Here is a 26,800-nt window from a genome sequence, read left to right on the forward strand (position 1 = left end):
TGGTGGGGGTGGGCGGTGTGTTTTTGTCGGTACGAAGCGGGCAACACCACGGCCCCCCCCCCCCCCCCCCCCCCCCCCCCCCGATTCCCGTACGACATGTCGTCGTTACCGGCCATTCAGACGCGCTTGCGACGCTCACGCAATGAAGCGCTCCGGGTCCAGCCTCCCCAAAGGGAGACTTCCCTCCCCCACGGCCCGCTCCGACGCGCCCGACCGCCCCTTCGCGCGGAAGAATGGGGCCATGAGCAAGCAGCCTGCCGAGGTCCCGGTCCAGTCCTCCGCCACGCCGTCCGCCCCGCCGTCGCTCGGATCCATAGCCGCGCACCGCCCGCACGTCGTGAACGCCGACGGCACCGCGGAGCCCGAGCGCGACCTGGACTCCGACCCCGACACCTTCGAGGACGACGGCCCCCTCGGCGACGCGCTGCCGCAGGGCCGCTTCCTCGACCGGGAACGCAGCTGGCTCGCGTTCAACGAGCGGGTGCTCGAACTCGCCGAGGACCCCACCACGCCCCTCCTCGAACGGGCGAACTTCCTCGCGATCTTCGCCTCGAACCTGGACGAGTTCTTCATGGTGCGCGTCGCCGGGCTCAAGCGCCGCATCGCCACCGGCGTGGCCACCCGCTCCGCCTCCGGGCTCCAGCCCCGCGAGGTCCTCGACCTGATCTGGACGCGCTCGCGCGAGCTCATGGCCCGGCACGCGGCCTGCTACCAGCAGGACGTCGCCCCCGCCCTGGCCGACGAGGGCATCCACCTCATCCGCTGGCCCGAGCTCACCGAGAAGGAGCAGGCGCGGCTCTTCACCCTCTTCCGCCAGCAGATCTTCCCCGTGCTGACCCCGCTGGCCGTCGACCCCGCGCACCCCTTCCCGTACATCTCCGGCCTCAGCCTCAACCTCGCCGTCGTCGTCCGGAACCCCGTCAGCGGCCACCGCCACTTCGCGCGCGTGAAGGTGCCGCCGCTGCTGTCCCGATTCCTGGAGGCATCCCCCCAGCGGTACGTGCCCCTGGAGGACGTCATCGCGGCCCACCTGGAGGAGCTCTTCCCCGGCATGGAGGTGCTCGCCCACCACATGTTCCGGGTGACGCGCAACGAGGACCTGGAGGTCGAGGAGGACGACGCGGAGAACCTGCTCCAGGCCCTGGAGAAGGAGCTCATGCGGCGCCGTTTCGGCCCGCCGGTGCGCCTGGAGGTCGAGGAGTCCATCGACCCCTACGTCCTCGACCTGCTCGTCCGCGAGCTGAAGATCTCCGACGCCGAGGTCTACCCGCTGCCCGGCCCGCTCGACCTCACCGGCCTCTTCGGCATCGCCGGACAGGACCGGCCCGAGCTGAAGTACCCCACCTTCATCGCCGGCACCCACCGCGACCTCGCCGAGGTCGAGTCCGCGTCCGCGCCCGACATCTTCGCCGCGCTGCGCGAGCGGGACGTGCTCCTGCACCACCCCTACGACTCGTTCTCGACGTCCGTCCAGGCCTTCCTGGAGCAGGCGGCCGCCGACCCCGACGTCCTCGCGATCAAGCAGACGCTCTACCGCACCTCCGGCGACTCCCCGATAGTGGACGCCCTCATCGACGCCGCCGAGTCCGGCAAGCAGGTCCTCGTCCTCGTCGAGATCAAGGCCCGCTTCGACGAGCAGGCCAACATCAAGTGGGCCCGCAAGCTGGAGGAGGCCGGCTGCCACGTCGTCTACGGCCTCGTCGGCCTGAAGACCCACTGCAAGCTGTCGCTCGTCGTCCGCCAGGAGGGCGAGCTGCTGCGCCGCTACTCCCACGTCGGCACCGGCAACTACCACCCCAAGACCGCCCGCCTGTACGAGGACCTCGGCCTGCTCACCGCCGACCCCCAGGTCGGCGCGGACCTCTCCGACCTCTTCAACCGGCTCTCCGGCTACTCCCGCCGCGAGACCTACCGGCGCCTGCTGACCGCCCCCAAGTCGCTGCGGGACGGGCTGGTCTCCCGGATCACCAAGGAGATCGCCCACCACCGCGCCGGCCGCCCCGCCTACGTGCGGATCAAGGTCAACTCGATGGTCGACGAGGCCGTCATCGACGCCTGCTACCAGGCGTCCCGGGCCGGAGTCCCCGTCGACATCTGGGTCCGCGGCATCTGCGCCGTACGCCCCGGCGTCGCCGGCCTCTCCGAGAACATCCGGGTCCGCTCGGTCCTCGGCCGCTTCCTGGAACACTCCCGGATCTTCGCCTTCGGCAACGGCGGCGAACCCGAGGTGTGGTTCGGCAGCGCCGACATGATGCACCGCAACCTGGACCGCCGGATCGAGGCCCTCGTCAGGGTCAGCGACCCGGCCCACCGGGCCGCCCTCACCCGGCTCCTGGAGACCGGGATGTCCGACACCACCTCCTCCTGGCACCTCGGCCCCGACGGGAACTGGACGCGCCACGCGACCGACCCCGAGGGCCGTCCGCTGCGGCACGTCCAGGAGATGCTCATCGACGCGCGGAGGCGCCGGCGTGCACAACCCTGACCACTCCCGGGACGTCACAGCGGGCGAGGTCCTCGCTCCCTACCTGCACGGGCGGGCCGCGGACTTCCTCCGCGGCCTGCGCCTGCACGGCGAGAGCGGCTCGGACACGGCCGGAGCGGAGGAGGCCGCCCGCACCCTGCGCGGCGCGGCCCGCCGGATCAGCGGCACCCTCCACACCTTCCGGCCCCTCCTCGACACCGCCTGGGCCGACCAGCTGCGCACCGAGCTCGCCTGGCTCTCCGGGACCCTGGCCCTCGAACAGGCCTGCACCTCCCGCCTGGTCCGGCTGGTGGACGCGCTCGCCCGCCTGTCGAACGCGGGCGGCGCCGGCCCCGTCCCCGCCGCCCGCGGCGGCGAGTCCACCGGACTCTCCGTCGGCGCCGCCCGCGCCGGCGCCCTCCTCGAACGGCAGCTCACCCTGGCCCGGACGCGCGCCCACTCCGCCGCCCTCCAGGCCCTCGGCTCGGCCCGCTTCCACGCCGTCGCCGACGCCGTGGCCCTCCTCGCCTCCGAGGTGCCCCTCGGCCCCGCCGGCTCGGCACCCGCCGTCGAGGTCCTCGACGGCCCCGCCGAGGTCGCCGAACGGCGCCTCCTCGACGCCGTCGCCGCCCTGCCCCTCACCCGGGCCGCCCACCCCTACAACGCCGAGGCCCTCGGCCTCGACGCCGGCGACGGCCAGGACGCCCCCTGGCACCAGACCCGCCTCCTGCTGCGCCTCCACCGGTACGCCTCCGAGGCCCTGCACACCGGCGGCGAGCCCGGCTCCGTCCTGTACGAGGCCGCCCGCGCCCTCGACCGGCACCGCGACGCCGCCGAGGCCGCCACGGCCGCCGCCACCGCCGCCCGCACGCCCCGGATCGCCCCCGCCACCGCCTATGCCCTCGGCGTCCTCCACGCCGACCAGCGCCACGACGTCGAAGCCGCCCGGTTCGCCTTCCAGCGCGCCTGGCGCACCACGACGGCCCCGGTCCCATGAGCGACCTACGGCCGATCCTCGCGGCGGGGTGCGTCCTGTGGCGCCCGGCGGTTTCCGGCCACGGCATCGAGATCGCCCTCGTCCACCGGCCCAAATGGGACGACTGGTCGCACCCGAAGGGAAAACGCAAGCGCGGCGAGTCCGCCGAGGCGTGCGCGCTGCGCGAGGTACGGGAGGAGACGGGCCGCGACTGCGAGCTCGGCGCCCGCCTGCCCACCGTCCACTACACGGTCGCCGGGCGCCCCAAGGAAGTCGTCTACTGGTCCGCCCGCGCCCTCTCCGGCGCCTTCACCCCCAACGACGAGATCGACGCCCTCCTCTGGCTGCCGCCCTCCGCCGCGCGCGCCCGCCTCACCCAGCCCCGCGATCGCACCCTCCTCGACAACGCCCTCCCGTAACCGAGCCCCCACCCCCGCACCCCGGCGTCCCCCGTCGCGGTGTCCCCTGTTGTGGGCAACTGTTCCGCTGGGGCGGAACGGGTGGGCACAACCCACGACGGCGCCGCACGTCCGGCGACAGGCCCAAGCCCGGAAGCCGAGGCCCGGCAGGGGCCCCGTCCCGTGTGCCCACCCGTCCCGCCCTGCGGGACGATTGCCCACACGGGAGTGGGCGTACCGCCACGGCCCGCGCCCCGCCCCGCGAAGGGGCGCGGGCCCGCAACGGAGCACCGCCCACCGAGCGGCCCGGCCGCACGAGAACCGGCCGCCCCTCCGAGACCCCCGCACCCGGGCTTCCGGCACGGTTCACTTCCCGTTCACCCTCCTCCGTCGACCGCTTCACCTGTTCTGCCTAATTTCGGCCTTACACGGTGCACAGAGCACAGCGATGCACCCATCAAACCGACACACGCCGCCGTAGAACCGTTCAGGACACTCGGTCCGCGACAAGGCGGCTTCTGGAAGGAACACCCGAAAGTGAAGCTTTCGCGCAAGAACGGGCTTCGCGCCTCCGCGATCGGTGCCCTCGTCGTCTCCGGTGCGCTCGTCCTCTCGGCGTGTGGGTCGGACAACAACACGGAGACCCCGACCAAGGACGGCGCCTCCAAGACCACCGCGGCCGCGTCGAACATCGCCTGTGACGGCGCCAAGGGCCAGCTCCTGGCCGCCGGCTCCAGCGCGCAGAAGAACGCGATGGACCTGTGGGTCAAGAACTTCCAGGCCGCGTGCTCCGGCGTCGAGGTCAACTACCAGGCCATCGGCTCCGGCGGTGGCATCACCAAGTTCAACCAGGGCCAGGTCACCTTCGCCGGCTCCGACTCCGCCCTCAAGGACGAAGAGGTCGCCGAGTCGCAGAAGATCTGCAAGGGCGGCAAGGGCATCAACCTGCCGATGGTCGGCGGCCCCATCGCCATCGGCTACAAGCTGGACGGCGTGGACAACCTCGTCCTGGACGCCCCCACCCTCGCCAAGATCTTCGACACGAAGATCACCAAGTGGAACGACCCGGCGATCGCCAAGCTGAACCCGGGCGCCAAGCTCCCCGACACCACCATCCAGGCCTTCCACCGCTCGGACGAGTCGGGCACCACCCAGAACCTGGGCAAGTACCTCTCGGCCACCGCGAAGGCCGACTGGAAGTACGACCCGAAGACGAAGTCGTGGCCCGCCCCGGGCGGCCAGGCCGCCAACGGCTCCTCCGGTGTCGCCACCGCGGTCAAGGACGCCGAGGGCTCCATCGGCTACTTCGAGCTCTCCTACGCGACCGCCAACAAGATCTCCACGGTGAGCGTCAACACCGGTGCGGCCGCCCCGGTCGCCGCCACCACGGAGAACGCCTCGAAGGCCATCGCCGCCGCCAAGGTCAAGGGCACCGGCAGCGACCTGGCCCTCTCCCTCGACTACACGACCAAGGCCGAGGGTGCCTACCCGCTGACCCTGGTCACGTACGAGATCGCCTGCGACAAGGGCAACAAGGCGGAGACCCTGCCGACCCTGAAGGCGTTCCTCACCTACACGGCCGGCGAGGAGGGCCAGAAGGTCCTCTCCGAGGCCGGCTACGCCCCGCTCCCGGCCGAGATCGCGGCCAAGGTCCGCGCGATCGTCCCCACCCTGTCCTGACCCCCGGCCGGGGCCGGCCCCTCTCCTCCCGTGAAGGGGCCGGCCCCGGCATCCGGTGCACCGCCGCCAGGTGCCCGCGCGCCGTCCGCGCGAGGGCTCCGCAGACCGGAGAAATCAGATGGCTACGACATCACCCGACATACAGAGGAGCCGGCGCGCCAAGAGCGCGTCACGCCCCGGTGACCGCGTCTTCAGCGGACTGTCCCGAGGCTCCGGCATCACCCTTCTCGTGATCATGGCCGCGATCGCGGTCTTCCTGACCTACCGTGCCGTCCTCGCCATCTCGAAGGACAGCACCAACTTCTTCACCACCTTCGAGTGGAACCCGGCCGCCAACCCGCCGGCCTTCGGCATCGCCGTCCTCGCCTTCGGCACGGTCGTCTCGTCGGTCATCGCGATGCTCATCGCCGTGCCCGTCGCGATCGGGATCGCCCTCTTCATCTCGCACTACGCCCCGCGCAGGCTGGCCAAGCCGCTCGCGTACGTCGTCGACCTGCTCGCCGCCGTGCCCAGCATCATCTACGGCCTCTGGGGCGCGATCTTCCTCGTCCCGTACCTGGACGGCCTGAACAAGTGGCTCGACCAGTACCTGGGCTGGACGTACATCTTCGACAAGTCCAGCGACGGCGTCGCCCGCAACCTGTTCACCGTGGGCATCCTGCTGGCGATCATGATCCTTCCGATCATCACCAACGTCACCCGCGAGGTCTTCCTCCAGGTGCCGCGGATGCACGAGGAAGCCGCCCTCGCCCTCGGCGCCACGCGCTGGGAGGTCGTCCGCATGTCGGTGCTGCCCTTCGGCCGCTCCGGCATCATCTCCGCCTCGATGCTGGGCCTCGGCCGCGCGCTCGGCGAGACCATGGCCGTGGCCGTGGTCCTCTCCCCCAGCTTCGTCCTCTCGGGCCACCTGCTCGACCCGGGCGGCGGCACCTTCGCCCAGAACATCGCCGCGAAGTTCAACGAGGCGAACGAGTTCGGCCGTGACGCGCTGATCGCCTCCGGTCTCGTCCTCTTCGTCATCACCCTGCTGGTCAACGGCGCCGCCCGGTGGATCATCGGCCGCCGCAAGGAGTACTCGGGGGCCGCGGCATGAGCCACGCCATACAGGATCGACCGGTCACGGCGGCCCCGCGCCGCGGATCCCTCTCGCACGCCCGGCTCCCCCGCTGGACCCCGGCCGCCATCGCCGTCGGCTCGATCGCCGGAGGCATCGGCATCGGCGCCGCCGCGGGCTGGCACAGCAAGGTCCAGTGGGGCCTGCTCGCCGCGCTGCTCTTCGTCCTCGTCACCTTCGCGGTGACCACCAAGGTCGAGGGCCGCCGCCAGGCCAAGGACCGCGTCGCCACCAGTCTGATCTGGGTCTCCTTCGTCCTCGCCGTCGTCCCGCTGCTCTCGCTGGCCTGGGTCACGATCAGCAAGGGCCTCGACGTCCTCGACGGCTACTTCCTGACGCACTCGATGAACGGCGTCCTGGACGCCGAGGCCGGCGGCGGCGTCTACCACGCGCTGCTCGGCACCATCGAGCAGGTGGGCATCGCGACCCTGATCGCCGCGCCGATCGGCCTCCTCACCGCCGTCTACCTCGTCGAGTACGGCAACGGGAAGCTCGCGAAGGCCGTCACCTTCTTCGTCGACGTCATGACGGGCATCCCGTCGATCGTCGCCGGCCTCTTCGTCCTCGCCACCTGGAACCTGATGCTGGGCTTCGGCCCCTCCGGTTTCGCCGGCGCGATGGCCCTGTCCATCCTGATGATGCCGGTCGTGGTCCGCTCCACCGAGGAGATGCTCAAGCTCGTCCCGAACGAGCTCCGCGAGGCCTCCCTCGCCCTCGGCATCCCCAAGTGGCGCACCATCCTGAAGGTGGTCCTGCCCACCGCGATCGGCGGCATCACCACGGGCGTCATGCTCGCGGTCGCCCGCATCACCGGTGAGACGGCCCCGGTCCTCCTCCTCGTGTTCGGTACGAAGCTCATCAACCCGAACCCCTTCGAAGGCGCCCAGTCCTCCCTGCCGCTCTACGTGTACGAGCAGTACGCGGTCGGCACCGACGCCGCCGTGGCCCGCGCCTGGGCCGCAGCGCTCGTCCTGATCGCCTTCGTCATGATCCTCAACCTGGTGGCCCGCGGCATCGCCCGCTGGAAGGCCCCGAAGACCGGCCGCTGACCGCGGCAATAGGAAGTGATTCACATGGCCAAGCGCATCGACGTCAGCGGCCTCTCCGCCTACTACGGCGCCCACAAGGCGATCGACGACATCTCGATGACCGTCGAGCCCCGCTCCGTGACGGCCTTCATCGGCCCCTCCGGCTGCGGCAAGTCCACCTTCCTGCGCACCCTGAACCGGATGCACGAGGTCACCCCCGGCGGCCGCGTCGAGGGCAAGGTGATGCTGGACGACGAGAACCTGTACGGCACGAACGTCGACCCGGTCGCCGTGCGCCGCACGGTCGGCATGGTCTTCCAGCGCCCGAACCCCTTCCCCACCATGTCGATCTTCGACAACGTGGCGGCGGGCCTGCGCCTCAACGGCAGCTACAAGAAGTCCCAGCTGAACGAGATCGTCGAGCGGTCCCTCAAGGGCGCCAACCTCTGGAACGAGGTCAAGGACCGCCTGAACAAGCCGGGTTCCGGCCTCTCCGGCGGCCAGCAGCAGCGCCTCTGCATCGCCCGCGCCATCGCCGTCGAGCCGGACGTCCTGCTCATGGACGAGCCGTGCTCGGCCCTCGACCCGATCTCCACCCTCGCCATCGAGGACCTGATCGGCGAGCTGAAGGAGCGCTTCACGATCGTCATCGTGACGCACAACATGCAGCAGGCCGCGCGCGTCTCGGACCGCACCGCCTTCTTCAACCTGGCGGCCGTCGGCCAGCCCGGCAAGCTCATCGAGCTGGACGACACCGAGCGCATCTTCTCCAACCCGAGCGTCCAGGCGACCGAGGACTACATCTCCGGCCGCTTCGGCTAGACCGCTCACCCCCCGAGCCGTCATACGGTGCTGCATGGCGGTGCCACCGTGATGACGAAGGGCCCGGCTCCCCCACAGGGGAGCCGGGCCCGTTTCCGTCCGCGGTGTCCGTCAGCCGAAGATCAGCTGGACCACGTAGTAGCTCAGGGCGGCGACGAGCGCCGCCGCCGGCATCGTGATGAACCAGCCGAGGATGATGTTCTTGGCGACGCCCCAGCGGACCGCGTTGACGCGCTTCGTCGCGCCGACGCCCATGATCGCGGAGGTGATGACGTGGGTGGTCGAGATCGGCGCGTGGAAGAGGAACGCCGAACCGAACATGATCGACGCACCGGTCGTCTCGGCCGCGAAGCCCTGCGGCGGATCCAGCTCGATGATCTTGCGGCCGAGGGTCCGCATGATGCGCCAGCCGCCCGCGTACGTACCGAGCGAGAGCATCACGGCACAGGCGATCTTCACCCACACCGGGATGTCGTCGCCGGCCTGCTGCACGTCGGCGATGACCAGGGCCATCACCACGATGCCCATCGTCTTCTGCGCGTCCTGGAGGCCGTGGCCGAGCGCCATGCCCGCCGCCGAGACCGTCTGGGCGATCCGGAAGCCGCGCTTGGCCTTGTGCGGGTTGGCCTTGCGGAACATCCACAGGATCGCGCACATGACCAGGTAACCGACGACGAGGCCCACCACCGGCGAGACGAACATCGGGATGACGACCTTGTCGAGGACGCCTCCCCAGATCACCTCGGTGCCGCCGGCCAGCGCCGCGCCCACCATGCCGCCGAAGAGGGCGTGCGAGGAGGAGGACGGGAGGCCGAAGTACCAGGTGACGAGGTTCCAGATGATCGCGCCGACGAGCGCGGCGAAGAGGATGCCCATCCCCTTGTCGCCGGTCGGGGTCTCGATGAGCCCCTCGCTGACCGTCTTGGCGACGCCGCTGCCCATGAAGGCGCCGGCGAGGTTCATGACCGCCGCCATCGCGAGCGCGGCCCGGGGGGTCAGCGCCCGGGTCGACACCGAGGTGGCGATGGCGTTGGCGGAGTCGTGAAAGCCGTTCGTATACGTGAAGCCGAGCGCGACACCGATGGTCACGATCAGAGCGAAGGTGTCCACGAAGCCTCAGGACTCCTTGACCGCGATGGTCTCCACCGTGTTGGCGACGTGCTCGAACGCGTCGGCCGCCTCCTCCAGTACGTCCACGACCTGCTTGAGCTTCAGCACCTCGATGGCGTCGTACTTGCCGTTGAAGAGGTGGGCGAGCAGCTTGCGGTGGATCTGGTCGGCCTGGTTCTCCAGCCGGTTGACCTCGATCCAGTACTCGGTGAGGTTGGCCATGGTCCGGAGGTTCGGCATGGCCTCGGCGGTCAGCTCGGCCGCCCGGGCCAGGACCTCGATCTGCTGCTCGACACCCTTGGGGAGCTCTTCGATGTTGTAGAGGACGACCAGGTCGACGGCCTCTTCCATGAAGTCCATGATGTCGTCGAGGGACGACGCGAGGGAGTAGATGTCCTCGCGGTCGAACGGCGTGATGAACGAGGAGTTCAGCTGGTGGAAGATCGCGTGGGTGGCGTCGTCGCCGGCGTGCTCCGCTGCCCGCATCCGCTCCGCGATCTCGGCCCGGGCGGAAGGCTCCGCTCCGAGCAGTTCCATCAGGAGCTTGGAGCCCGTGACGATGTTGTCCGCGGACGCGGCGAACATGTCGTAGAAGCTCGTCTCCCTGGGGGTCAGACGAAATCGCACGTGAGGTCCTCGGGGTGCTGGGTTTCGGTCAGGCTGATGCTAGGCGCATCATCCGGCCACGGCTAACCGGCGTCCTCTCAGTGTCGCCCATCAGGCACAGTGATCTGCACGGGCCCCCGCCCGCTTCGGCGGGGATCGGTACCATATACCCACGAGGGGTATACACCCCCTTTCTGGACAACGGGAGGACGCGATGACGACCACCGAGGCGGACCAGGTCACCCCCGACACCGTCGAGGCTGTCGAGCCGGCCGACCACGACCACGGCGTGCACGGCTACCACAAGCAGAAGGACGAGCACCTCAAGCGGCTCCGCCGCATCGAGGGCCAGATCCGCGGCCTGCAGCGGATGGTCGACGAGGACGTGTACTGCATCGACATACTCACCCAGGTGTCGGCGTCCACGAAGGCGCTGCAGTCCTTCGCCCTCCAGCTCCTGGAGGAGCACCTGCGGCACTGCGTCGCGGACGCGGCGGCCAAGGGCGGCGACGGGATCGACGCCCGGGTCGAGGAGGCCACCAAGGCCATCGCCCGCATGATGCGGACCTGATCCGGCCGGCGGGGCCGTACCGTCAGAGGTCCTGTGCGGCCCGTTCGGCCGCGACGCGCAGGACCTCGTCGATCCGGTCCGCGCTGAGCCGCTCCCCGTCCGCGGCCGAGGCCGCGATGATCAGCTCGCCGCACAGTTCGATCTCGGCGAGGGCGACGCAGTCCGGGTCTGCGGGCACGGTTGCTGTACCGGGCGGGGCCACGCGCATCCACCTCTTCCTGCCGGCGTCGTCTCCCAGCGGTCTCCCAGCGTAGGGACGGGGCCACGCACCGCGCATGACACGTCCGGACCATTTGCCGATGGTCCGCGCCCTCGTCCGGCCGGGTCAGCCCTCGATCCTTCCGGCGTAGAGGTGCCGCCGGTCCGGCAGCGTCACCTCCACCGCGGCCCCGAAGCCGTACAGCAGGGTGGTCGACGCGACCGCGACCGTACGGCCCTGGTTGCTGAAGCTGAACTGGTGGCGGACCTTCCGCAGCCGCCCCTCGGCGTCCAGGTACGCGTCGAACGGCACGGTGTCGTCGGCGAACCCCTTCGCCGCCGCGGCGAGCGCCCCGCGCAGCTGCGGCGAGGCCGCCCGGGCCGCCGCCGCGATGTCGGCGACCCCCCGGTAGTGGCCGACTTTCACCCCTGCCAGCTCGACCTCGCCGACGTAGACGACCTCCCGCGCGCCCCGCAGCAGCTCCGCCGCCGCACCGGGGTCGGTGGCGCCCCCCGTGACGAGGTTCCCGTCGTCCAGGGTGGTGGTGTCGACGCGGACCCACTTGTCCGCGGGCACGCCGGCCCCCCGGTTCTTCATGTACAGCGCACCGGGCGTCAGCAGCTCGGTGATCGGCCGGTGCTCGCTCGCGCCAGCCGCGTCCTTCGGCAGCACCACCTGGAGCCGGCCGGTCCGGCGCCGGAAGTCGTAGCCCCCCTCGCCCCGGATCGTGACCCGGGTGCCGCCCGACGCCATCTCCATCGAGGTGCTCGCCTTCGAGCTGCCGGCCCGCGCCAGAGCGTCCGCCGCGCTCCGCACGGTCAGGGCCGGATCACCCGCGGGCTTCGGGTCCTCGGACGCCGCGCACCCGGAGACCGCCGCGGCCGAGGCGAGGCTGCCGACCAGGGCGGCGGTGACGGCCAGCGCCCCGCTCCTGTGGCCCCGCGGACGCCCGTACGACTGCACCGCCATCGCCTGCCAACCCCCCACACCGCACCGCTGTCCGCCCGGGATCCGCCCTCCCCCGGCATCCGTGCGCCCGGGGAGCACCCGATCCGGATAACGACGGCCCGGGCGACCCGTCACGCGCAGTACGGTGGTCGCGTGCACGCGCAGGCCTCCCCCCACACGACGACCACGACGGAGCGCGGCTCGTTCGCGCTGGCACGGTGCAGCTGTGGCTGGACGGGCCCGGCCCGCCGATCCCGCGACCGCGCCCGCACGGACGCCGCGGAACACGCCCGCGCCGACGAGGACCGGAGCCCCGACCCGAACTAGCCGTCGGCGGCGCGTCCCTCAGGCGGCGAGGTCGTTGCGGCCGGTGGCGGCGGGGCCGCCCAGCTGCGACTCGGGGATGTCCACCGCCTCGGGGCGGCGCGGACCGTCGGCCCGGCGCGAACGGACCAGCCGGACGCCGGTGGCGGAGCGGCCGACCGCGGCGACGACCGGGGTGAGCAGCGCGAGCGCGAGCGGGGCGAGGAGCAGCGCCACCGCCGTGCCGAGCGCGAACCCGCCGATCACGTCGGTCGGGTAGTGGACGCCCATGTAGACCCGGGCGAACCCCTCGGCGAGGGCGAGGCCGATCGCGGCGAGACCGAAGCGGCGGTGCGCGACGAAGAGACCGACGCCCAGGGCCATCGCCAGCGTGGCGTGGTCGCTGACGAACGAGAAGTCCGTCTTCCCCTCGATCAGGACCTCCAGGCCTTGGTGGTCCTTGAAGGGCCGCGGGCGCTCGACGAAGCCGCGGATGGGGATGTTGACCAGGAGCGCGATCCCGGCCGCCAGCGGGGCCCAGATCAGCCCGGCGACGGCCGCCACGGAGTCGGCGTGGGTGCCGCGCCGGCGGACGCTCCACCAGCACCACAGCACGACGAGGACCATCGCCAGCACGATGCCGTACTCGCCGACGAACTCCATGACGCGGTCGAACCACGGCGGAGCGGCCTTGGCCAGCCCGTTGATGTCGTAGAGCAGGCTGACATCGGGGTTCGAACCGTCCGATGCGAGTACAGCCATCTCCTGCGGCCCCTTGCTCTCGTGTCTGTCGTCCAACCCCCGTGGTCAGCGTGGTCGGATCGGGGAACGAACCGCCTGAGGCGCACGTTCCGCTCGCTCCGGTGGATCATGAGGACGTTACCGAAGAGTGACGGTCCCCCGCAGCTCAGGGCCACTGCATGACGGAGAGTTCCGGCCATGTCCCAAACGACCGGAAGGCCCCCGGACGGCGCCTGACGGCCCCTCCGGACCCGTCACGCCTGCGGCGCGCGGGTCGGCAGCGCCGCCGCCCCGTCCGCCGTCACCCGGGTCGCGCCGAAGTAGTCCGGGGTGTCGATCCGGTCGAAGCGGATCACCGCCCCGGTCCGCGGTGCGTCGATCATGTACCCGCCGCCGACGTAGATGCCGACGTGCCGGATGGCCCGCGAGTTGGTCAGGTCGTCCGAGAAGAAGACCAGGTCCCCCGGGAGCAGCTCCTCCCGCGAGGGGTGCGGCCCGGCGTTGTACTGGTCGTTGGCGACCCGCGGCAGCCGGATGCCGACGGCCTCGTACGCCGCCTGCGTCAGCCCGGAGCAGTCGAACCGGCCGTTCTGCGCCGCCGTGCCCGTCCCGCCCCACAGGTACGGCGTGCCGAGCTTCCCCTGCGCGTAGTGGATCGCCCCCGCCGCCAGGTGCGAGGGGTCCACCCGTCCCACCGGACGCGCGAAGCTCTTCTCCAGGGACCGGATGATCCGCACGTAGTTCCGGGTCTCGCTGATCGGCGGCACCCCGCCGTGCTTGATGACCCGGTACGCGCCCGCGTTGTACGCGGCCAGCATGTTGTTCGCCGGATCCCCCGGCACGTCCTTCACGTAGCCGGCGAGTTCGCAGTCGTACGAGGCCGCCGACGGGATCGCGTCCTTCGGGTCCCAGATGTCCCGGTCGCCGTCCCCGTCGCCGTCCACCCCGTGACCCGCCCAGGTGCCCGGGATGAACTGGGCGATGCCCCGGGCGTCGGCGGAGGAGACCGCCCTCGGGTTCCAGCCGCTCTCCTGGTACAGCTGCGCCGCCAGCAGCGCCGGGTTGATGGCGGGACAGAGGTTGCCCCAGCGCTGCACGAGCCCCTGGTAGAGCGCCGGCACCGCCCCCTTGGCCAACGCCACGGTGCCGTTCACGGAACCGCCCGCCCCGCCGGCGAGACCGGCCGCCGCCGAGTACGTACCGACGACGAGCAGGGCGAGAAAACCGAGACAGACTCCGAAGGCCCCGCCGGCCACCAGCCACGCCTTGCCAGCCCTACGCACCGTCAACCACCCCTCGGCTCATGGCAGTACGCCCCGGCGGCCCAGTCTAGGCGGCGAGGGCCCCCAAGGGGACGTTGCGCGACCTCCCGGTCACGCCGCGCGCCCGTTCAACCGCCGCCCCCGCGTGAACGCCCGCTCCGCACACCCCGCCGACTACCCTTCTCCGATGCAGTCCCGCAGCCCCGCGCTCGGCACCCGCGAGCGCATCGTCGTCGCCGCCTCGCGCCTCATCAGACGCCAGGGGTACGCCGGCACGGGCATCAAGCGGATCGCCCAGGAGGCCAACGCCACCCTCGGCTCCGTCTACCACTTCTTCCCCGGCGGCAAGGAAGCCGTCGCCGTCGCCGCGCTCGACCACGGCCGCGAGGAGTTCGCCGCCCTGCTCCGCGCCGCCCTCGACGGCCGGACCGACCCCGCCGACGCCGTCGACGCCTGCGCCCGCCGGCTCGCCCGCGAACTCCACGCCTCCGACTGGACCGACGGCTGCCCCGTCACCGCCGCCGCCCTGGAGACCCTCGGCTCCGACAACCCCATCCGGCGGGCCTGCGCCGACGCCCTCTACTCCTGGCGCAACCTCGTCGCCGACCGCCTCCACGACTGCGGCCTCCCCGCCCCCCACGCCCGCGACCTCGCCGCCACCGTCGTCCACACCCTCACCGGCGCCCAGGCGACCGCCCAGGTCACCCGCAGCGAGGAGCCCCTGATCCTGGCGGGCCGTCACCTCGCGCGCCTGGTCGGCTCGTACGTCTGACGCCGCCCCAAGAGTGCAACAACGACAATCATTGCCCGGAGTCACCCTCCGTGATACACAGAGTGACGATACGCTTCTTCGCACGGAAACCGGCCACACCACCGCAGGTCAAGACGGTCAGACCGGTCAAGTGTGCGGGGATCGGGTAAAGAGAGCCGTCAAGCCGTCACACGTGGGCGGTTTCATCAGCGAAGATAGGGCGATGACCCATGCCGTCCGGCAGGGGCAGATAACTACCCAACAGGGGCGGTGAGTTACATGTACCTGGCGGCCGAAAAGGGCGACATCACCACCATCATCGGTGGAATCGCCCCGAACTGGGGACCTTTCGGGAGCCTGGGCAACGAAGCCAAGGTGATGATCGAGGTCGTGATGGCCGTGGCCATCCTGCTCTGCCTCGGCATCGCCATCTGGGGAGCGGCCAAACAGCGCATCGGCGCGACCGCACTCCGCGACACGTTCAGCGCGGAACAGGGCAAGGGCCTCATCGTCGCCGGCCTGACCGGCGTCTTCATCATCGGATCCCTCGGGACGCTGTTCACCATCGTGTACGGCATGGCCGTCTGATATCCCGTCGGACCCCATCCAACCGAGGCCTGTTGATGTCGCGTTCCCTGATGCCCAGCCATGTTGCAGCACTGTCGTACCCGCGAACGAGTGAGGGGGCGTACCCGGCATGAGTCCCGGCGACGAGCACGACAGCTTCGGCGGCGTGGGCGGCTCGGGCCAGACCCGGACCCGCCTGCCCGAGGGCGACGTCGACGTCTACGGCGGCGCCCGCCGCCCCGTCCGCAGCTCCCGCTCCCTCATCACCGTCGTGGGCGTGGTGGTCGTCCTCGTCGCCGCCATCGCCCTCGCCAACCGCGGCGGCGGCGACCCCGCCGACGCCGCCGGCCCCCGCGCCGGCACCCCCGGCGACTCCGCCCCCACCGCCGCCACCGGCGTCCGCCCCGTCTCCGGCAAGAACGGCCGAATCCCGACCGGCTACGCCCACGACGACCAGGGCGCCCAGAGCGCGGCGACGAACTACGCGGTGGCCCTGGGGTCGGCGGAGATGTTCACCGCGTCGGCGCGGAGCGAGATCGTCCAGACGGTCTACGCTCCCTCCGCCCTCGCGTCCCGCGCGGGCGACCTCGACAAGGTGTACAGCGACAAGGACTTCCTCAGCCGGATCGGGCTGCAGGAGGACGGCACGGCGCCGCAGGGGCTGACCTTCATCTCCCGCGTCATCCCGGTCGGCTCGAAGGTCGAGAGCTACGCCGAGGACAAGGCGACGGTGGCGGTCTGGTACTCGTCCCTGTTCGGCCTCTCGGGCGAGGGTTCCAAGAACCCCGTCTCCGAGGCGTGGTACACGGGCTCGTACGAACTGCAGTGGGTCGGCGACGACTGGAAGGTCACCGGCTTCAGCCAGAAGGACGGTCCCGTTCCCGTCGGCCGCGACCAGCGGGCTTCCACGTCCCAGGAAATGAGCGACGCCGTCGGCCAGTTCGGAGGCTTCACCTATGCCCGGTAAGCGCCTCCCCCGCGGCCTGCGGCTCGCCGCGGCTCTCGGCGCCGCGCAGACTGCCGTCGTCCTGTTCGCCGGCCGTGCCCTCGCGGCGCCCACCCCGACGCCCACACCCACTCCGGCCCCGAGCGACACCAACAACCCCTGCGACCTCATCCGCGGTCCCGCTCGGGACTACTGCGAGAACGGGCGCGGGGGAACCGGCGGAGCCGGCAAGGCTCCGCTCACCGATCCCACCAGCGCCCTCGACCCCCTGTCCTCGCTCGCCCGGGGCTGCGCGGACGCGGCCGTCGCCACCATCGACTACCTCTCCAAGGCGGTGAAGGAGACCGCCGACGTCGACTTCACCAACATGCAGTTCCTCGGCCGCTACGCGATCGTGTTCGCCGCCGCGACCTTCCTGACGCTGCTGCTGTGGCTGCTCGCCGTCGCGAAGCGGGCCATCCGGGGCGTGCCGCTGACGGTCGCGCTGTCGGAGGCCATCGGGTTCCTGTGGCTGACGGTGCTGGCCTCCGCGTTCACCCCGCTGATCCTGTACACCGTGGTGAACGCCACCGACGCCGTCACCGAGGTCATCGCCTCGGGCACCGGCCAGCAGACCGACATCTTCTTCGGCAGCTTCAAGCAGGCCCTGCAGAAGGGCGACAGCATCGGTGGCGGCCCCATCATGCTGATCATCGTGTCGCTGGTGACCGTCCTCGCCGCCGGCGTGCTCTATCTGGAGCTGTTCCTCCGCGCCGTGATGCTCTACGTCGGCGCGCTCCTCGGCGTCGTCGTCTACTCGGGCCTCGTCGACAAGAACATGTGGGGCCACGTCCGCCGCTGGGCGGGCATCATGATCGCGGTCATCCTGGTGAAGCCGATCATCGTGATCGTCCTCGGCCTGGCCGGGGCGCTGTCCTCGGGCACCGGCCCGGACTCGTTCTCCGCCGTCGTCTCCGGCCTCGCGATCATCCTGCTCGCCATCTTCGCCTCCGCGATGATCTACCGCTTCGTACCCGGCTTCGGCGACGAGATCGCCGCCTCCCGCAACAACCGCCTCCACCGCGCGGGCGAGAACGCGGCCGCCGCCGTCATCTCCTCCCCCGCCTCCCTCGTCTCCCAGGGAATCAAGACCCACAGCTCCCGCGGCGACGGCGGCCCGTCGTCCCAGGGCGCCGGCCCCCGCCCCGCCAACGCCGTCTCCGGCGGCATGGCCGCCCACAGCAGCCGCGGCGGCGGCGGAGCGACGCCCCCGCCCCCGCCCCGTAGCAGCAGTCCCACCACGGGTACCCCGCACAGCAACCGCAAGAACTCTGGAGGTGCAGGGCGTTGACGACCCAGTCCCACCCGGTCGCGCCCCGCCGCACGTATCTCGTGGGCCGCGCCCGGCCGAACGCGATCGTCGGCAAGAACCGCGAGACCGGCGAGATCGCCCTGATCATCGTCGGCGCCTTCCTCGGCATGATGAGCGGACTCCTCGTCCCCCTGCTCCCCCTGCGGATCGCCCTGCTCGCCGGCCTGCCGATGATCGCGATCGCGGCCGTGTACCTCCCGTACAAGCACCGCACGTTCTACAAGTGGTTCGAGATCAACCGCAGCTACAAGCGGATGCTGAAGCGCGGCACGGCCTACCGCTCCGTCGTCGTCGAGGCCGGCACCCGCCTGGACGGCCGCGAGGTCGAGGTCGGCCCGCCGCCCGGCATCGGCCGGGTCGGCTGGCTCGCCGCCCCCTTCGGACCGGACGAGATCGCCGTCCTGCTGCACGCCGACCGCCGCACGGTCACCGCCGCCATCGAGATCGAGGGCCCCGGCGTCGGCCTGCGCGACAGCGAGGACCAGGAGGCACTGGTCGACCGCTTCGGCACCCTCCTCAAGCACGTCGCCAACGGCGACGGCTTCGTGACCCGCCTCCAGATGCTGGCCCGCACCCTCCCCGCCGACCCCGACGCGCACGCCAAGGACGTCGGCCAGCGCGGCGACCCGCACGCGCCCCCGTGGCTCCAGGAGTCCTACGACCAGCTCCAGTCGATGGTCTCCACCTCCAGCGAGCAGCACCGCGCCTACCTCGTCGCCTGCATGCACTACACGCGCGAACTCGCCGCCGAGGCCAACGCCATGGCCCGCGCCGCCCGGCACGCCTCCGGCGCCCGCAAGCTGGACCGCGACGCCGGCCTCGCCGTCGTCATGGCCCGCGAGCTCACCGACATCTGCGCCCGCCTCGCCGAGGCCGACATCCGCGTCCGCCAGCCCCTGGGCCAGTCCCGGCTGGCCTCCCTCGTGCACTCCATGTACGACCCGGACCACCCCATCGACCACATCCAGGCCATGACCAAGCGCAACGCCTGGCCGGCCGAACTCGACGCGATGGAACCGACGTACCTCCAGGCCAAGACCCGCGAGTCCTCCACCCGCGCCCCCTGGTGCCACGCCACGGCCTGGGTGAAGGAGTGGCCGATGACCCCGGTCGGCGTCAACTTCCTCGCCCCGCTCCTCGTCCACACCCCGGACGTCATCCGCACGGTCGCCGTGACCATGGACCTGGAGCCCACCGAGGTCGCCATCGAGCGGATGCTCACCGAGAAGACCAACGACGAGGCCGACGCCAGCCGCGCCGCCAAGATGAACCGCACGGTCGACCCCCGCGACATCGCCGCCCACGGCCGGCTCGACCAGCGGGGTGAAGATCTCGCCAGCGGCGCTGCCGGAGTGAACCTGGTCGGGTACATCACGGTGTCGTCGCGTTCGCCCGAGGCCCTCGCCCGGGACAAGCGCACGATCAGGGCCTCCGCCGGCAAGTCGTACCTGAAGCTGGAGTGGTGCGACCGCGAGCACCACCGGGCCTTTGTGAACACCTTGCCGTTCGCGACCGGCATCCGCCGCTAGGGCCGAAGGGGCACAGACCGATGCGAGATCCGCTGTCCGTCCTCACCGACGCCTTCACCTCCTTCCTCTTCGGGAAGGTGGAGACGACCCGCCTGCCCGTCCGCACCTCCACCGGCCAGGCCCAGGCCGTCTACCTGCCGACCGCCGCCCCCGGCCTCGGCGACTCCGGCGTCATCATCGGCCGCGAGGTGTACAGCGGGAAGGGCTACATCTACGACCCGTTCCAGCTGTACGGGCAGCAGCTCCCCGCCCCGCACTGGCTGGTCCTCGGCGAGTCCGGCAACGGCAAGTCGGCGCTGGAGAAGACGTACGTGCTCCGCCAGCTCCGCTTCCGGGACCGGCAGGTCGTCGTGCTCGACGCGCAGGGCGAGGACGGCGTCGGCGAATGGAACCTCATCGCGCAGGAGCTGGGGATAACTCCCATCCGGCTCGACCCGATGGTCGCCAACGACTCCGGCATCCGCCTCAACCCCCTCGACCCCTCGATCACCACGACCGGCCAGCTCGCGCTGCTCCGGACGATCATCGAGGTGGCGATGGGCCACGGCCTCGACGAACGCTCCGGCTTCGCGCTCAAGGTCGCCCACGCCTACGTCACCGCGCACAAGACCGACCGGCAGCCGATCCTCACCGACATCGTCGAGCAGCTCCGCCACCCCAAGGCCGAGTCGGCGGAGGCGATGAACGTCGACATAGACGACGTACGGGCCTGGGGCCTGGACGTCGCCCTCGTCCTCGACCGCCTCGTCGACGGCGACCTGCGGGGCATGTTCGACGGTCCGACGACCGTCGGCATCGACCTCGACGCACCCCTGATCGTCTTCGACCTCTCCCACATCGACCGCAACTCGATCGCCATGCCGATCCTCATGGCGATCGTCGGGGTCTGGCTGGAGCACACCTGGATCCGCCCCGACCGGAAGAAGCGCATCTTCCTCGTCGAGGAGGCCTGGCACATCATCAACAGCCCTTTCGTGGCCCAGCTGTTCCAGCGGCTGCTGAAGTTCGGCCGCCGCCTCGGCCTGAGCTTCGTCGCCGTCGTCCACCACCTCTCCGACGTCGTCGACGGAGCGGCGGCCAAGGAGGCGGCGGCGATCCTCAAGATGGCCTCCACCCGGACCATCTACGCCCAGAAGGCCGACGAGGCGCGGAACACGGGGCGGGTCCTCGGCCTGCCCCGCTGGGCGGTCGAGATCATCCCCACGCTCACCCCGGGCATCGCCGTCTGGGACGTCAACGGCAACGTGCAGGTGGTCAAGCACCTCATCACCGAACGCGAACGCCCGCTCGTCTACACCGACCGCGCCATGACCGAGGCGTCGGACCCGTCCGTCGACCCGGAACTGGAGTGGGAGACCGAACAGCGCGCCCTCCTCGTCGAGCAGCAGATGAACGGCTCCTCGCAGTCGACGGTGGCGTAGATGGAACCGGCACGGAAGGCAGGAGGCGTCTCCGACGGGCTGCTGCTCGGTCTCTTCGGCCTCCTCCTCTGCCTCACCGTCCTGGTGTGGACGGCGACCGGCCTCGCGGGCCTGTTCGCCCACGGCGCCTGGCCGCCGGGGGTCGCCCTCACCGGCACCCCCGCGGCCCTGCGCTCCCTCGCCACCGCCCCGACCGACCTCCCCGCCGCCTGGCCGGCCACCCCGCCGGACGGGCTCTCGGGGTACGGGCTCTTCTGGGGCATCCTCATCGGCGAGGCGATGATCCTCCTGGTCCTCGCCGTCTTCGTCCTCGGCACCCTCGCCCGCTGGCGCGCCGTCCGCGCCCACCGCAAGGCGGGCACGTACGCCCACCCCGGCCCGGCCCCCGCGGCCACCCCGGCCCCGATACACGAGACCACGCCCGCCCCCGTACGAGCCCCCGACCCCACGCCCGTACGGGAGACCCCTCCCCCCGCGCGGGGTCCGCGGCAGCACGCACCGAGCCCCGAACCCGCCCGGAGTCCGCAGCACCCGCAGCAGGAGACCACGCCCGTACGGGAGACCGCCCCCGCCCCCGTACCCACCCCGGCACCGCCCCGCGACCGCCTCCCGGCCCCCGCCGCGCCCGCCGCGCCCGCCCGCACCGTCTACGGCCCGCCCGCGGAACGCCTCCCGGCCGCCGTCCAGGCCGTCCGGGACGCCGAAGGCCCCGTCCTCGTCGTCACGTCCGACCCCGCCGTCTGGTCGTCGACCAAGGACGCGCGCGGCAAGCTCGGCCCGGTCCTCGTCCACGACACCGGACACCTCTGCGACACCCCCGCCCGGCTGCACTGGTCGCCGTCGGAGGGTTGCGAGGACCCCGACACCGCCCAGGAACGGGCGGTCGCCCTGCTGGCCCCCGTCCGCCCGCCCGCCCGGCTCGACGCGGCCACCGCGGACACCGCCGAAACGCTCCTGCGCTGCTGGCTCCACGCCGCCGCCGTAGACGGCCGCCCCTTCCGCCAGGTCCACCGCTGGGCCCAGGGCGCCGGCGCCCACGAACCCGTACGGATCCTCCGCAGCCACCCCAAGGCCGCCTCCGGCCACGCCGGCCTCCTGGAGTCCGCCCTGACCGCCCACCCGGATAGCCGCCGCCTCGCCCAGGAACTGACGGCCCGTGCCCTCGGCGCGCTCTCCTCGGTCCACATCCGGGAGGCGTGCACACCGAATCGAACGGATTCGCTGGCGCTCGCATCTTTCATCGCCGAAGGGGGCACCCTCTACGTGGTGGGCGAGGCGATCGAGGACCCCCGCACCCACCCCGGCGCGATGCCGCTCCTCACGGCACTCGCCGCAAGCGTGGTCGAGCACGGCCGCCGCATGGCCGCACGGTCATCCGACGGTCGGCTCGACCCACCAATGACCCTCGTCCTCGACGACGTCGCGGCCGTGGCCCCCCTCCCCCGCCTCCCGGAACTCCTCGCCACCGGGCACACCCAGGGCCTCCCGACCCTGGCCCTCATGCGCTCCGCCGAGCAGGCCCGCGCGCGCTGGCCCGAAACCTCGGCCAGCCGCTGAACGACCCTCCGGGAGGCCGGCTCAGCCGGCCGGCCGCAGCAGCTCGTACTCGCGCTCGTTCTCGGTCTCGCTGCCGTGCAGAGCGACCCGCACCCCGGTGTCCGTGAACCCGAGCCGCCGGTACGCCGCCTGGGCCCGCGCGTTCTCCGCGTGGACGTACAGCCGCACCCGCTCCGTCCGCCACCCCTCCAGCGACCAGGACCACTCCGCGGCCGCCGCGAACAGCGCGTCGATCACCCCGGAGCCCCGCGCCTCGTCCCGCACGAACACCCCGACCACATGCGTCTGCTCGACCTCCGGGACGTCCCCGAAGAGCGACTCCGCCGCGGCCCGCTCCACCAGCACCGACACGGTGCCCACCCACCGGCCGTCGGCGTCCTCCGCGACGAACTGGCGCACGGTGCCGGGCCCCTCCTCCGAGGCGCCCACCGTCCGCTCCCGCCAGAAGGAGTCCGGGCGCTCGACCGCCACCTCGTACGTCTCCAGGAACGCCAGGTGCGCCACGGGGTCCCGCAGCGCGGCCAGCCGCAGCTCCCTGGCCTTCTCCCACTCGTCGGGGCGGATGACACGAATCGCAAAGTCCATGTCCCGATCCTGACGACGGCGCACCTCCCCTGACAAGGGCTTTTCCCTCCCCGTCGTACCCCGGTACCACGCCCCCGCCGCCACCCCCGACCACGGTCGGACGAACCCCCGCCGCCGCCTCCCTACCGTCGAAGACATGATCCGAGCAGAGAACCTCACCAAGCGGTACGGCGACACCACTGTCGTCCACGACCTCGGCTTCACCGTCCGCCCCGGCACCGTCACCGGCTTCCTCGGCCCCAACGGCGCCGGGAAGTCCACCACCCTGCGCATGCTCCTCGGCCTCGACGCCCCGACCCGCGGCCACGCCACCGTCGACGGCCGCGCCTACGCCGGCCACCCCGCCCCGCTCACCCGCGTCGGCGCCCTCCTCGAAGCCCGCGCCGTCCACCCCGGCCGCTCCGCCTTCCACCACCTCATGGCCCTCGCCCACACCCACGGCATCCCCCGCGCCCGCGTGGACCGCGTCCTCGCCCTCACCGGCCTCACCCAGGTCGCCCGCAGACGCGTCAAGGGCTTCTCCCTCGGCATGGGCCAGCGCCTCGGCATCGCCGCCGCCCTGCTCGGCGACCCCGCCACCGTCATCCTCGACGAACCCGTCAACGGCCTCGACCCCGAGGGCGTCCTCTGGATCCGCACCCTCCTCAGATCCCTCGCCGCCGACGGCCGCACCGTCCTCGTCTCCTCGCACCTCATGAGCGAGATGGCCCTCACCGCCGACCACCTCATCGTCATCGGCAAGGGCCGCCTCCTCGCCGACACCACCGTCGAGGAGCTCGTACGGTCCGCGGGCGGCGCCTCCGTGAAGGTCGTCACCCCCGAACCGGACCGGCTGCGGAACCTGCTCCCCGGCGCGCAGATCACCGCCGAGGCCCCCGACACCCTCCTCGTCTCCGGCCCGGACGCCCCCGAGATCGGCCGCACCGCCGCCGCCCACGGCCTCCCCCTCCACGAACTGACCCCCAGGGCCCCCTCGCTGGAAGAGGCGTTCATGGCCCTCACCCACGACTCCGTCGAATACCAGGGAGCCCCCGCATGACCACCGCCGCCACCCCCCACCGGCTCACCACCGCCCGCGTCCTGCGCTCGGAATGGCACAAGCTGTGGACCGTCCGCTCTACCTGGACCACCGTCCTCACGGCCACCGCGATCGTCCTCGGCGTCGGCGTCCTCATGGGCGCCACCTACACCTCCGACGGCGGCGACTCCGACGTCGACACCGTCGTCCTCACCCTCTACGGCTCGCAGCTCGGCGCCATCGCCCTCGCCGTCCTCGGCATCCTCGTCACCGCGGGCGAGTACGCGACCGGCATGATCAGCGCCACCCTCACCGCCGTCCCCCGCCGCCTCCCCGTCCTGGGCGCCAAGGCCGCCGTCTACGCCGCCGTCGTCCTCACGGTCTCCCTCGCCACCGCCCTGCTGACCTTCCTCACCGCCCAGACCCTCCTCTCCGACACCGACCAGGCCGCCTCCCTCACCGACGACGGCGTCCTCACCGCCCTCGCCGGCAACGCCGCCGGCGTCACCCTCCTCGGCCTGATCGCCCTCGGCCTCGGCGCCGCCCTCCGCTCCGTCCCCGGCGCCATCGGCGCCTACGTCGGCGGCGTCCTCGTCGTCCCCGAGATCCTCGGCGCCCTCCCGTACGAGACGGTCGACACGGCCGTCCGGTACTTCCCCACCCAGGCCGCCGGCGCCCTCGGCTCCGCGACCCCGCTGCCCGGCGCCGCCACCCCCGGCGCCGCCCTCCTCGCCCTGCTCCTGTGGGCCGCGGCCGCACTCGCCGTCCCCGCACTGTTGCTCAAGCGCCGGGACGTATGAGGATGATGACGGGGTGACCACGGAGGAGACACCGCAGCCCACCGGCACCACCGGACCGAGCAGGCAGGTCCAGCGCCTGCTCGCCCGGGTCCGGGCCCTCGACGCCCGCCGCCCCCGCCTCTGGGACGCCGCCCTCACCGCGGGGTGGACCCTGGCGGCGCTCGTCGACGCGGCCGGCGGCTGGCGCACCACCGCCCACGACCCCGGGGTCCCCGCCTGGCTCGTCGTCACCCTGAGCCTGGCCCTGTCCCTCCCGCTCTTCTGGCGCCGCAGTCACCCCACGGCCGTCCTGGCGGTGATGGCCGCCGCGGCCTTCGCCAGCGAGGCGTCCGGGGCCTCCCTCCAGGCCGCCTACCTCCAGACCCTCCCCCTCTTCCACATCGTGCTGCGCCGCCCCACCCGCACCCTGCTCCTCGCCCTCGCCCTCACCTCGCCCCCGCTCGTCGTGGGCGCGATCCGCTTCCCCTCCGGCAGCTGGGACCAGCGCATCCTCCCCACCCTCTGGGCGTACGCCCTGGTCGAACTCCTCGGCATCGTCGTCCGCTCCCGCCGCGAGCACACCGCCGGCCTCGTCGACCGCGCCCGCCGCCTGGAGATCGAGCGCGACCAGGAGGTCCGGCTCGCCGCCGCCGCCGAACGCACCCGCATCGCCCGCGAGATGCACGACATCGTCGGCCACCACCTCTCCGTCATCACCGGCCTCGCCGACGGCGGCCGGTACGCGGCGGCGAAGAACCCCGAGCGCGCCACCCAGGCCCTGGACGCCATCGGCGCGACCGGCCGCGAGGCCCTCACCGAACTCCGCCGCCTCCTCGGCGTCCTGCGCGACGACGACCAGGAGGCCGCCCGCGACCCCCAGCCCACCCTGGCCGACCTCGACAGCCTCATCACAGGCGTGCGCAAGGCGGGGCTGCCGGTCCACCTCGACGCCCGCCCCGCCCCCGCCTCGGCACCGGCGCTCCCCCCGGGAGCCCAGCTGACGATCTACCGCGTCGTCCAGGAGGCCCTGACGAACACCCTGAAGCACGCGGGCGCGGGGGCGACGGCACGGGTGACCCTCACGTACACCCCCCAGGAGACACGGACGGAGATCACCGACGACGGCACGGCGACGGCGATTCCCGGCCAGGGCCAGGGACTCATCGGAATGCGCGAACGCGCGGCCCTCTACGACGGCACACTCGAGACCGGCCCCCTGCCGACCGGCGGCTGGGCCGTCACGCTCCGACTCCCCCGGGAAGGCTCCCCCTCGTGACGACCGTTCTCATCGCGGACGACCAGCCGATGCAGCGCTTCGGCTTCCGCATGCTGCTCGAAAGCCAGGACGACATGACGGTCGTCGGCGAGGCGTCCAACGGCACCGAGGCGATCCGCCTGGTCGACCGCCACCACCCCGACGTCGTCCTCATGGACATCCGGATGCCCGGCCTGGACGGCATCGAGGCCACCCGCCGCGTCATCGCCACCGGAGCCCGCACCCGCATCCTCATCGTGACCACCTTCGACCTCGACGAGTACGCCTACGACGGCCTCCGCGCCGGCGCGAGCGGCTTCCTGGTCAAGGACGCCCAGCCCGAGGAACTCCTCGCCGGCATCCGCGCGGTCGCCGCCGGAGACGCCGTCGTCGCCCCCAGCCTCACCCGCCGCCTCCTGGACGCCTACATCCATCACCTGCCGGCCTCGACGCCCCCGCCGGCGGAACGGACGGAAGACCCCCGGCTCGCCTCCCTCACCGACCGGGAGCGCGAGATCCTCACGGTCATCGGCAAGGGCTGGAGCAACACGGAGATCGCCGAACGCCTCCACCTCGCCGAATCCACCGTCAAGACCCATGTGGGTCGCGTCCTCGCCAAGACCGGCACCCGCGACCGCGTCCAGGCCGTCATCCTCGCCTACGACACCGGCCTCACCACCCCCGCCCCCTGACGGTCCCTCGCCTTCCCGCCCCCACGACCCCCAGAACGCAAAAATGCCTCAACCCCCGGACGATGTCCGGGGGTTGAGGCTAAAAATTGTTCGGCGGCGTCCTACTCTCCCACAGGGTCCCCCCTGC

At 72.0% G+C, this 26,800-nt stretch carries 27 protein-coding genes; 20 read left to right on the forward strand and 7 right to left on the reverse strand.

Going from position 1 to position 26,800, the window contains the following annotated elements:
* Positions 1-241 precede the first annotated feature (241 nt).
* From ACZ60W_RS34650 to pstB, 7 genes are all read left to right on the forward strand, one after another.
* Positions 242-2,485 (forward strand): RNA degradosome polyphosphate kinase, encoded by a 2,244-nt coding sequence (locus tag ACZ60W_RS34650; RefSeq protein WP_469759388.1) that lies wholly within the window; start codon positions 242-244, stop codon positions 2,483-2,485.
* Positions 2,472-3,461, forward strand: coding sequence for a CHAD domain-containing protein (locus ACZ60W_RS34655; protein WP_469759389.1), 990 nt, complete (start codon positions 2,472-2,474; stop codon positions 3,459-3,461). The genes ACZ60W_RS34650 and ACZ60W_RS34655 overlap by 14 nt, the downstream gene beginning before the upstream one ends.
* Positions 3,458-3,859 carry an NUDIX hydrolase gene (locus ACZ60W_RS34660; RefSeq protein WP_469759390.1) on the forward strand — a complete coding sequence of 134 codons (402 nt, stop codon included), beginning with the start codon at positions 3,458-3,460 and terminating at the stop codon, positions 3,857-3,859. The genes ACZ60W_RS34655 and ACZ60W_RS34660 overlap by 4 nt, the downstream gene beginning before the upstream one ends.
* A gap of 516 nt (positions 3,860-4,375) precedes the next feature.
* Positions 4,376-5,518 (forward strand): phosphate ABC transporter substrate-binding protein PstS, encoded by a 1,143-nt coding sequence (gene pstS / locus ACZ60W_RS34665; protein ID WP_469759391.1) that lies wholly within the window; start codon positions 4,376-4,378, stop codon positions 5,516-5,518.
* Between the two features lie 118 nt (positions 5,519-5,636).
* Positions 5,637-6,611, forward strand: coding sequence for a phosphate ABC transporter permease subunit PstC (pstC, locus tag ACZ60W_RS34670; RefSeq protein ID WP_469759392.1), 975 nt, complete (start codon positions 5,637-5,639; stop codon positions 6,609-6,611).
* Positions 6,608-7,681, forward strand: a complete 1,074-nt coding sequence (gene pstA / locus ACZ60W_RS34675) for a phosphate ABC transporter permease PstA (protein WP_469759393.1) — start codon at positions 6,608-6,610, stop codon at positions 7,679-7,681. The genes pstC and pstA overlap by 4 nt, the downstream gene beginning before the upstream one ends.
* Positions 7,682-7,705: 24 nt before the next feature.
* Positions 7,706-8,482, forward strand: coding sequence for a phosphate ABC transporter ATP-binding protein PstB (gene pstB / locus ACZ60W_RS34680; protein WP_352021645.1), 777 nt, complete (start codon positions 7,706-7,708; stop codon positions 8,480-8,482).
* Positions 8,483-8,593: 111 nt separating this feature from the next.
* Here the strand turns inward: pstB and ACZ60W_RS34685 are convergent, their stop codons facing one another.
* A complete protein-coding gene (locus ACZ60W_RS34685) occupies positions 8,594-9,592 on the reverse strand; it encodes an inorganic phosphate transporter (RefSeq protein ID WP_352021646.1) in 999 nt (332 codons plus the stop codon).
* 6 nt (positions 9,593-9,598) lie between these two features.
* Positions 9,599-10,219 carry a DUF47 domain-containing protein gene (locus ACZ60W_RS34690; protein ID WP_116159771.1) on the reverse strand — a complete coding sequence of 207 codons (621 nt, stop codon included), beginning with the start codon at positions 10,217-10,219 and terminating at the stop codon, positions 9,599-9,601.
* Positions 10,220-10,412: 193 nt separating this feature from the next.
* Between ACZ60W_RS34690 and ACZ60W_RS34695 the strand changes: the two genes are divergently transcribed.
* The gene (locus tag ACZ60W_RS34695) at positions 10,413-10,769 is read left to right on the forward strand and encodes a metal-sensitive transcriptional regulator (RefSeq protein WP_469759394.1); all 357 of its coding nucleotides are present in this window, start codon (positions 10,413-10,415) and stop codon (positions 10,767-10,769) included.
* Between the two features lie 22 nt (positions 10,770-10,791).
* On the opposite strand, the gene ACZ60W_RS34700 is transcribed toward ACZ60W_RS34695, so the two are convergent.
* Complete coding sequence (locus ACZ60W_RS34700; RefSeq protein WP_469759395.1) at positions 10,792-10,977, reverse strand: hypothetical protein; 186 nt, start codon at positions 10,975-10,977, stop codon at positions 10,792-10,794.
* A gap of 117 nt (positions 10,978-11,094) precedes the next feature.
* Positions 11,095-11,937 (reverse strand): SCO4651 family lipoprotein, encoded by an 843-nt coding sequence (locus tag ACZ60W_RS34705; protein ID WP_469759396.1) that lies wholly within the window; start codon positions 11,935-11,937, stop codon positions 11,095-11,097.
* Between the two features lie 132 nt (positions 11,938-12,069).
* Here ACZ60W_RS34705 and ACZ60W_RS34710 point away from each other — a divergent pair, with 132 nt between their 5' ends.
* A complete protein-coding gene (locus ACZ60W_RS34710; RefSeq protein ID WP_469759397.1) occupies positions 12,070-12,243 on the forward strand; it encodes a hypothetical protein in 174 nt (57 codons plus the stop codon).
* Between the two features lie 18 nt (positions 12,244-12,261).
* Here the strand turns inward: ACZ60W_RS34710 and ACZ60W_RS34715 are convergent, their stop codons facing one another.
* Both ACZ60W_RS34715 and ACZ60W_RS34720 read right to left on the reverse strand, forming a co-directional pair.
* Positions 12,262-12,981 carry a phosphatase PAP2 family protein gene (locus ACZ60W_RS34715; RefSeq protein ID WP_469759398.1) on the reverse strand — a complete coding sequence of 240 codons (720 nt, stop codon included), beginning with the start codon at positions 12,979-12,981 and terminating at the stop codon, positions 12,262-12,264.
* 233 nt (positions 12,982-13,214) lie between these two features.
* Positions 13,215-14,243, reverse strand: coding sequence for a C40 family peptidase (locus ACZ60W_RS34720; protein WP_469759399.1), 1,029 nt, complete (start codon positions 14,241-14,243; stop codon positions 13,215-13,217).
* Between the two features lie 166 nt (positions 14,244-14,409).
* Between ACZ60W_RS34720 and ACZ60W_RS34725 the strand changes: the two genes are divergently transcribed.
* The 7 genes from ACZ60W_RS34725 to ACZ60W_RS34755 all read left to right on the forward strand — a co-directional run bounded on the left by ACZ60W_RS34725 (position 14,410) and on the right by ACZ60W_RS34755 (position 22,344).
* Positions 14,410-14,994: a TetR/AcrR family transcriptional regulator gene (locus tag ACZ60W_RS34725; protein ID WP_469759400.1), complete on the forward strand. Its 585-nt coding sequence runs from the start codon at positions 14,410-14,412 to the stop codon at positions 14,992-14,994.
* 258 nt (positions 14,995-15,252) lie between these two features.
* The gene (locus ACZ60W_RS34730; RefSeq protein WP_024757447.1) at positions 15,253-15,561 is read left to right on the forward strand and encodes a hypothetical protein; all 309 of its coding nucleotides are present in this window, start codon (positions 15,253-15,255) and stop codon (positions 15,559-15,561) included.
* A gap of 109 nt (positions 15,562-15,670) precedes the next feature.
* On the forward strand, positions 15,671-16,507 hold the full coding sequence (locus ACZ60W_RS34735; protein ID WP_469759401.1) for a hypothetical protein: 837 nt from the start codon (positions 15,671-15,673) through the stop codon (positions 16,505-16,507).
* A complete protein-coding gene (locus tag ACZ60W_RS34740; protein WP_469759402.1) occupies positions 16,497-17,816 on the forward strand; it encodes a hypothetical protein in 1,320 nt (439 codons plus the stop codon). The genes ACZ60W_RS34735 and ACZ60W_RS34740 overlap by 11 nt, the downstream gene beginning before the upstream one ends.
* On the forward strand, positions 17,813-19,366 hold the full coding sequence (locus tag ACZ60W_RS34745; protein WP_469759403.1) for an SCO6880 family protein: 1,554 nt from the start codon (positions 17,813-17,815) through the stop codon (positions 19,364-19,366). Before ACZ60W_RS34740 ends, ACZ60W_RS34745 begins: the two co-directional genes overlap by 4 nt.
* Positions 19,367-19,386: 20 nt before the next feature.
* Complete coding sequence (locus ACZ60W_RS34750) at positions 19,387-20,787, forward strand: ATP-binding protein (protein ID WP_469759404.1); 1,401 nt, start codon at positions 19,387-19,389, stop codon at positions 20,785-20,787.
* The gene (locus ACZ60W_RS34755) at positions 20,788-22,344 is read left to right on the forward strand and encodes a P-loop NTPase family protein (protein WP_469759405.1); all 1,557 of its coding nucleotides are present in this window, start codon (positions 20,788-20,790) and stop codon (positions 22,342-22,344) included.
* A 21-nt stretch (positions 22,345-22,365) separates the two neighbouring features.
* Here ACZ60W_RS34755 and ACZ60W_RS34760 read toward each other — a convergent pair whose 3' ends face one another.
* On the reverse strand, positions 22,366-22,929 hold the full coding sequence (locus ACZ60W_RS34760) for a GNAT family N-acetyltransferase (protein WP_469759406.1): 564 nt from the start codon (positions 22,927-22,929) through the stop codon (positions 22,366-22,368).
* 136 nt (positions 22,930-23,065) lie between these two features.
* On the opposite strand from ACZ60W_RS34760, the gene ACZ60W_RS34765 reads away from it, so the two are divergent.
* Genes ACZ60W_RS34765 through ACZ60W_RS34780 form a run of 4 tightly spaced genes read left to right on the forward strand, consistent with a single transcriptional unit; the run spans position 23,066 to position 26,673 of the window.
* Positions 23,066-23,968, forward strand: a complete 903-nt coding sequence (locus ACZ60W_RS34765; protein ID WP_469759407.1) for an ATP-binding cassette domain-containing protein — start codon at positions 23,066-23,068, stop codon at positions 23,966-23,968.
* Positions 23,965-24,747 carry an ABC transporter permease gene (locus tag ACZ60W_RS34770; RefSeq protein WP_469759408.1) on the forward strand — a complete coding sequence of 261 codons (783 nt, stop codon included), beginning with the start codon at positions 23,965-23,967 and terminating at the stop codon, positions 24,745-24,747. The genes ACZ60W_RS34765 and ACZ60W_RS34770 overlap by 4 nt, the downstream gene beginning before the upstream one ends.
* A 13-nt stretch (positions 24,748-24,760) precedes the next feature.
* A complete protein-coding gene (locus tag ACZ60W_RS34775) occupies positions 24,761-26,002 on the forward strand; it encodes a sensor histidine kinase (RefSeq protein ID WP_469759409.1) in 1,242 nt (413 codons plus the stop codon).
* Complete coding sequence (locus ACZ60W_RS34780; protein ID WP_469759410.1) at positions 25,999-26,673, forward strand: response regulator; 675 nt, start codon at positions 25,999-26,001, stop codon at positions 26,671-26,673. Before ACZ60W_RS34775 ends, ACZ60W_RS34780 begins: the two co-directional genes overlap by 4 nt.
* The last annotated feature ends 127 nt before the right edge of the window (positions 26,674-26,800 follow it).

The sequence above is a fragment of the Streptomyces sp. NPDC104202 genome, assembly GCF_055584185.1.

Coding starts and splice junctions, on each gene's coding strand:
- ACZ60W_RS34700 (WP_469759395.1), bottom strand. CDS start 10,977: ATGCGCGTGGCCCCGCCCGGTACAGCAACCGTGCCCGCAGACCCGGAC.
- ACZ60W_RS34705 (WP_469759396.1), bottom strand. CDS start 11,937: ATGGCGGTGCAGTCGTACGGGCGTCCGCGGGGCCACAGGAGCGGGGCG.
- ACZ60W_RS34660 (WP_469759390.1), top strand. CDS start 3,458: ATGAGCGACCTACGGCCGATCCTCGCGGCGGGGTGCGTCCTGTGGCGC.
- ACZ60W_RS34650 (WP_469759388.1), top strand. CDS start 242: ATGAGCAAGCAGCCTGCCGAGGTCCCGGTCCAGTCCTCCGCCACGCCG.
- pstB (WP_352021645.1), top strand. CDS start 7,706: ATGGCCAAGCGCATCGACGTCAGCGGCCTCTCCGCCTACTACGGCGCC.
- ACZ60W_RS34725 (WP_469759400.1), top strand. CDS start 14,410: ATGCAGTCCCGCAGCCCCGCGCTCGGCACCCGCGAGCGCATCGTCGTC.
- ACZ60W_RS34695 (WP_469759394.1), top strand. CDS start 10,413: ATGACGACCACCGAGGCGGACCAGGTCACCCCCGACACCGTCGAGGCT.
- ACZ60W_RS34770 (WP_469759408.1), top strand. CDS start 23,965: ATGACCACCGCCGCCACCCCCCACCGGCTCACCACCGCCCGCGTCCTG.
- ACZ60W_RS34755 (WP_469759405.1), top strand. CDS start 20,788: ATGGAACCGGCACGGAAGGCAGGAGGCGTCTCCGACGGGCTGCTGCTC.
- ACZ60W_RS34740 (WP_469759402.1), top strand. CDS start 16,497: ATGCCCGGTAAGCGCCTCCCCCGCGGCCTGCGGCTCGCCGCGGCTCTC.
- ACZ60W_RS34715 (WP_469759398.1), bottom strand. CDS start 12,981: ATGGCTGTACTCGCATCGGACGGTTCGAACCCCGATGTCAGCCTGCTC.
- ACZ60W_RS34750 (WP_469759404.1), top strand. CDS start 19,387: ATGCGAGATCCGCTGTCCGTCCTCACCGACGCCTTCACCTCCTTCCTC.
- ACZ60W_RS34735 (WP_469759401.1), top strand. CDS start 15,671: ATGAGTCCCGGCGACGAGCACGACAGCTTCGGCGGCGTGGGCGGCTCG.
- pstA (WP_469759393.1), top strand. CDS start 6,608: ATGAGCCACGCCATACAGGATCGACCGGTCACGGCGGCCCCGCGCCGC.
- ACZ60W_RS34760 (WP_469759406.1), bottom strand. CDS start 22,929: ATGGACTTTGCGATTCGTGTCATCCGCCCCGACGAGTGGGAGAAGGCC.
- ACZ60W_RS34765 (WP_469759407.1), top strand. CDS start 23,066: ATGATCCGAGCAGAGAACCTCACCAAGCGGTACGGCGACACCACTGTC.
- ACZ60W_RS34730 (WP_024757447.1), top strand. CDS start 15,253: ATGTACCTGGCGGCCGAAAAGGGCGACATCACCACCATCATCGGTGGA.
- pstC (WP_469759392.1), top strand. CDS start 5,637: ATGGCTACGACATCACCCGACATACAGAGGAGCCGGCGCGCCAAGAGC.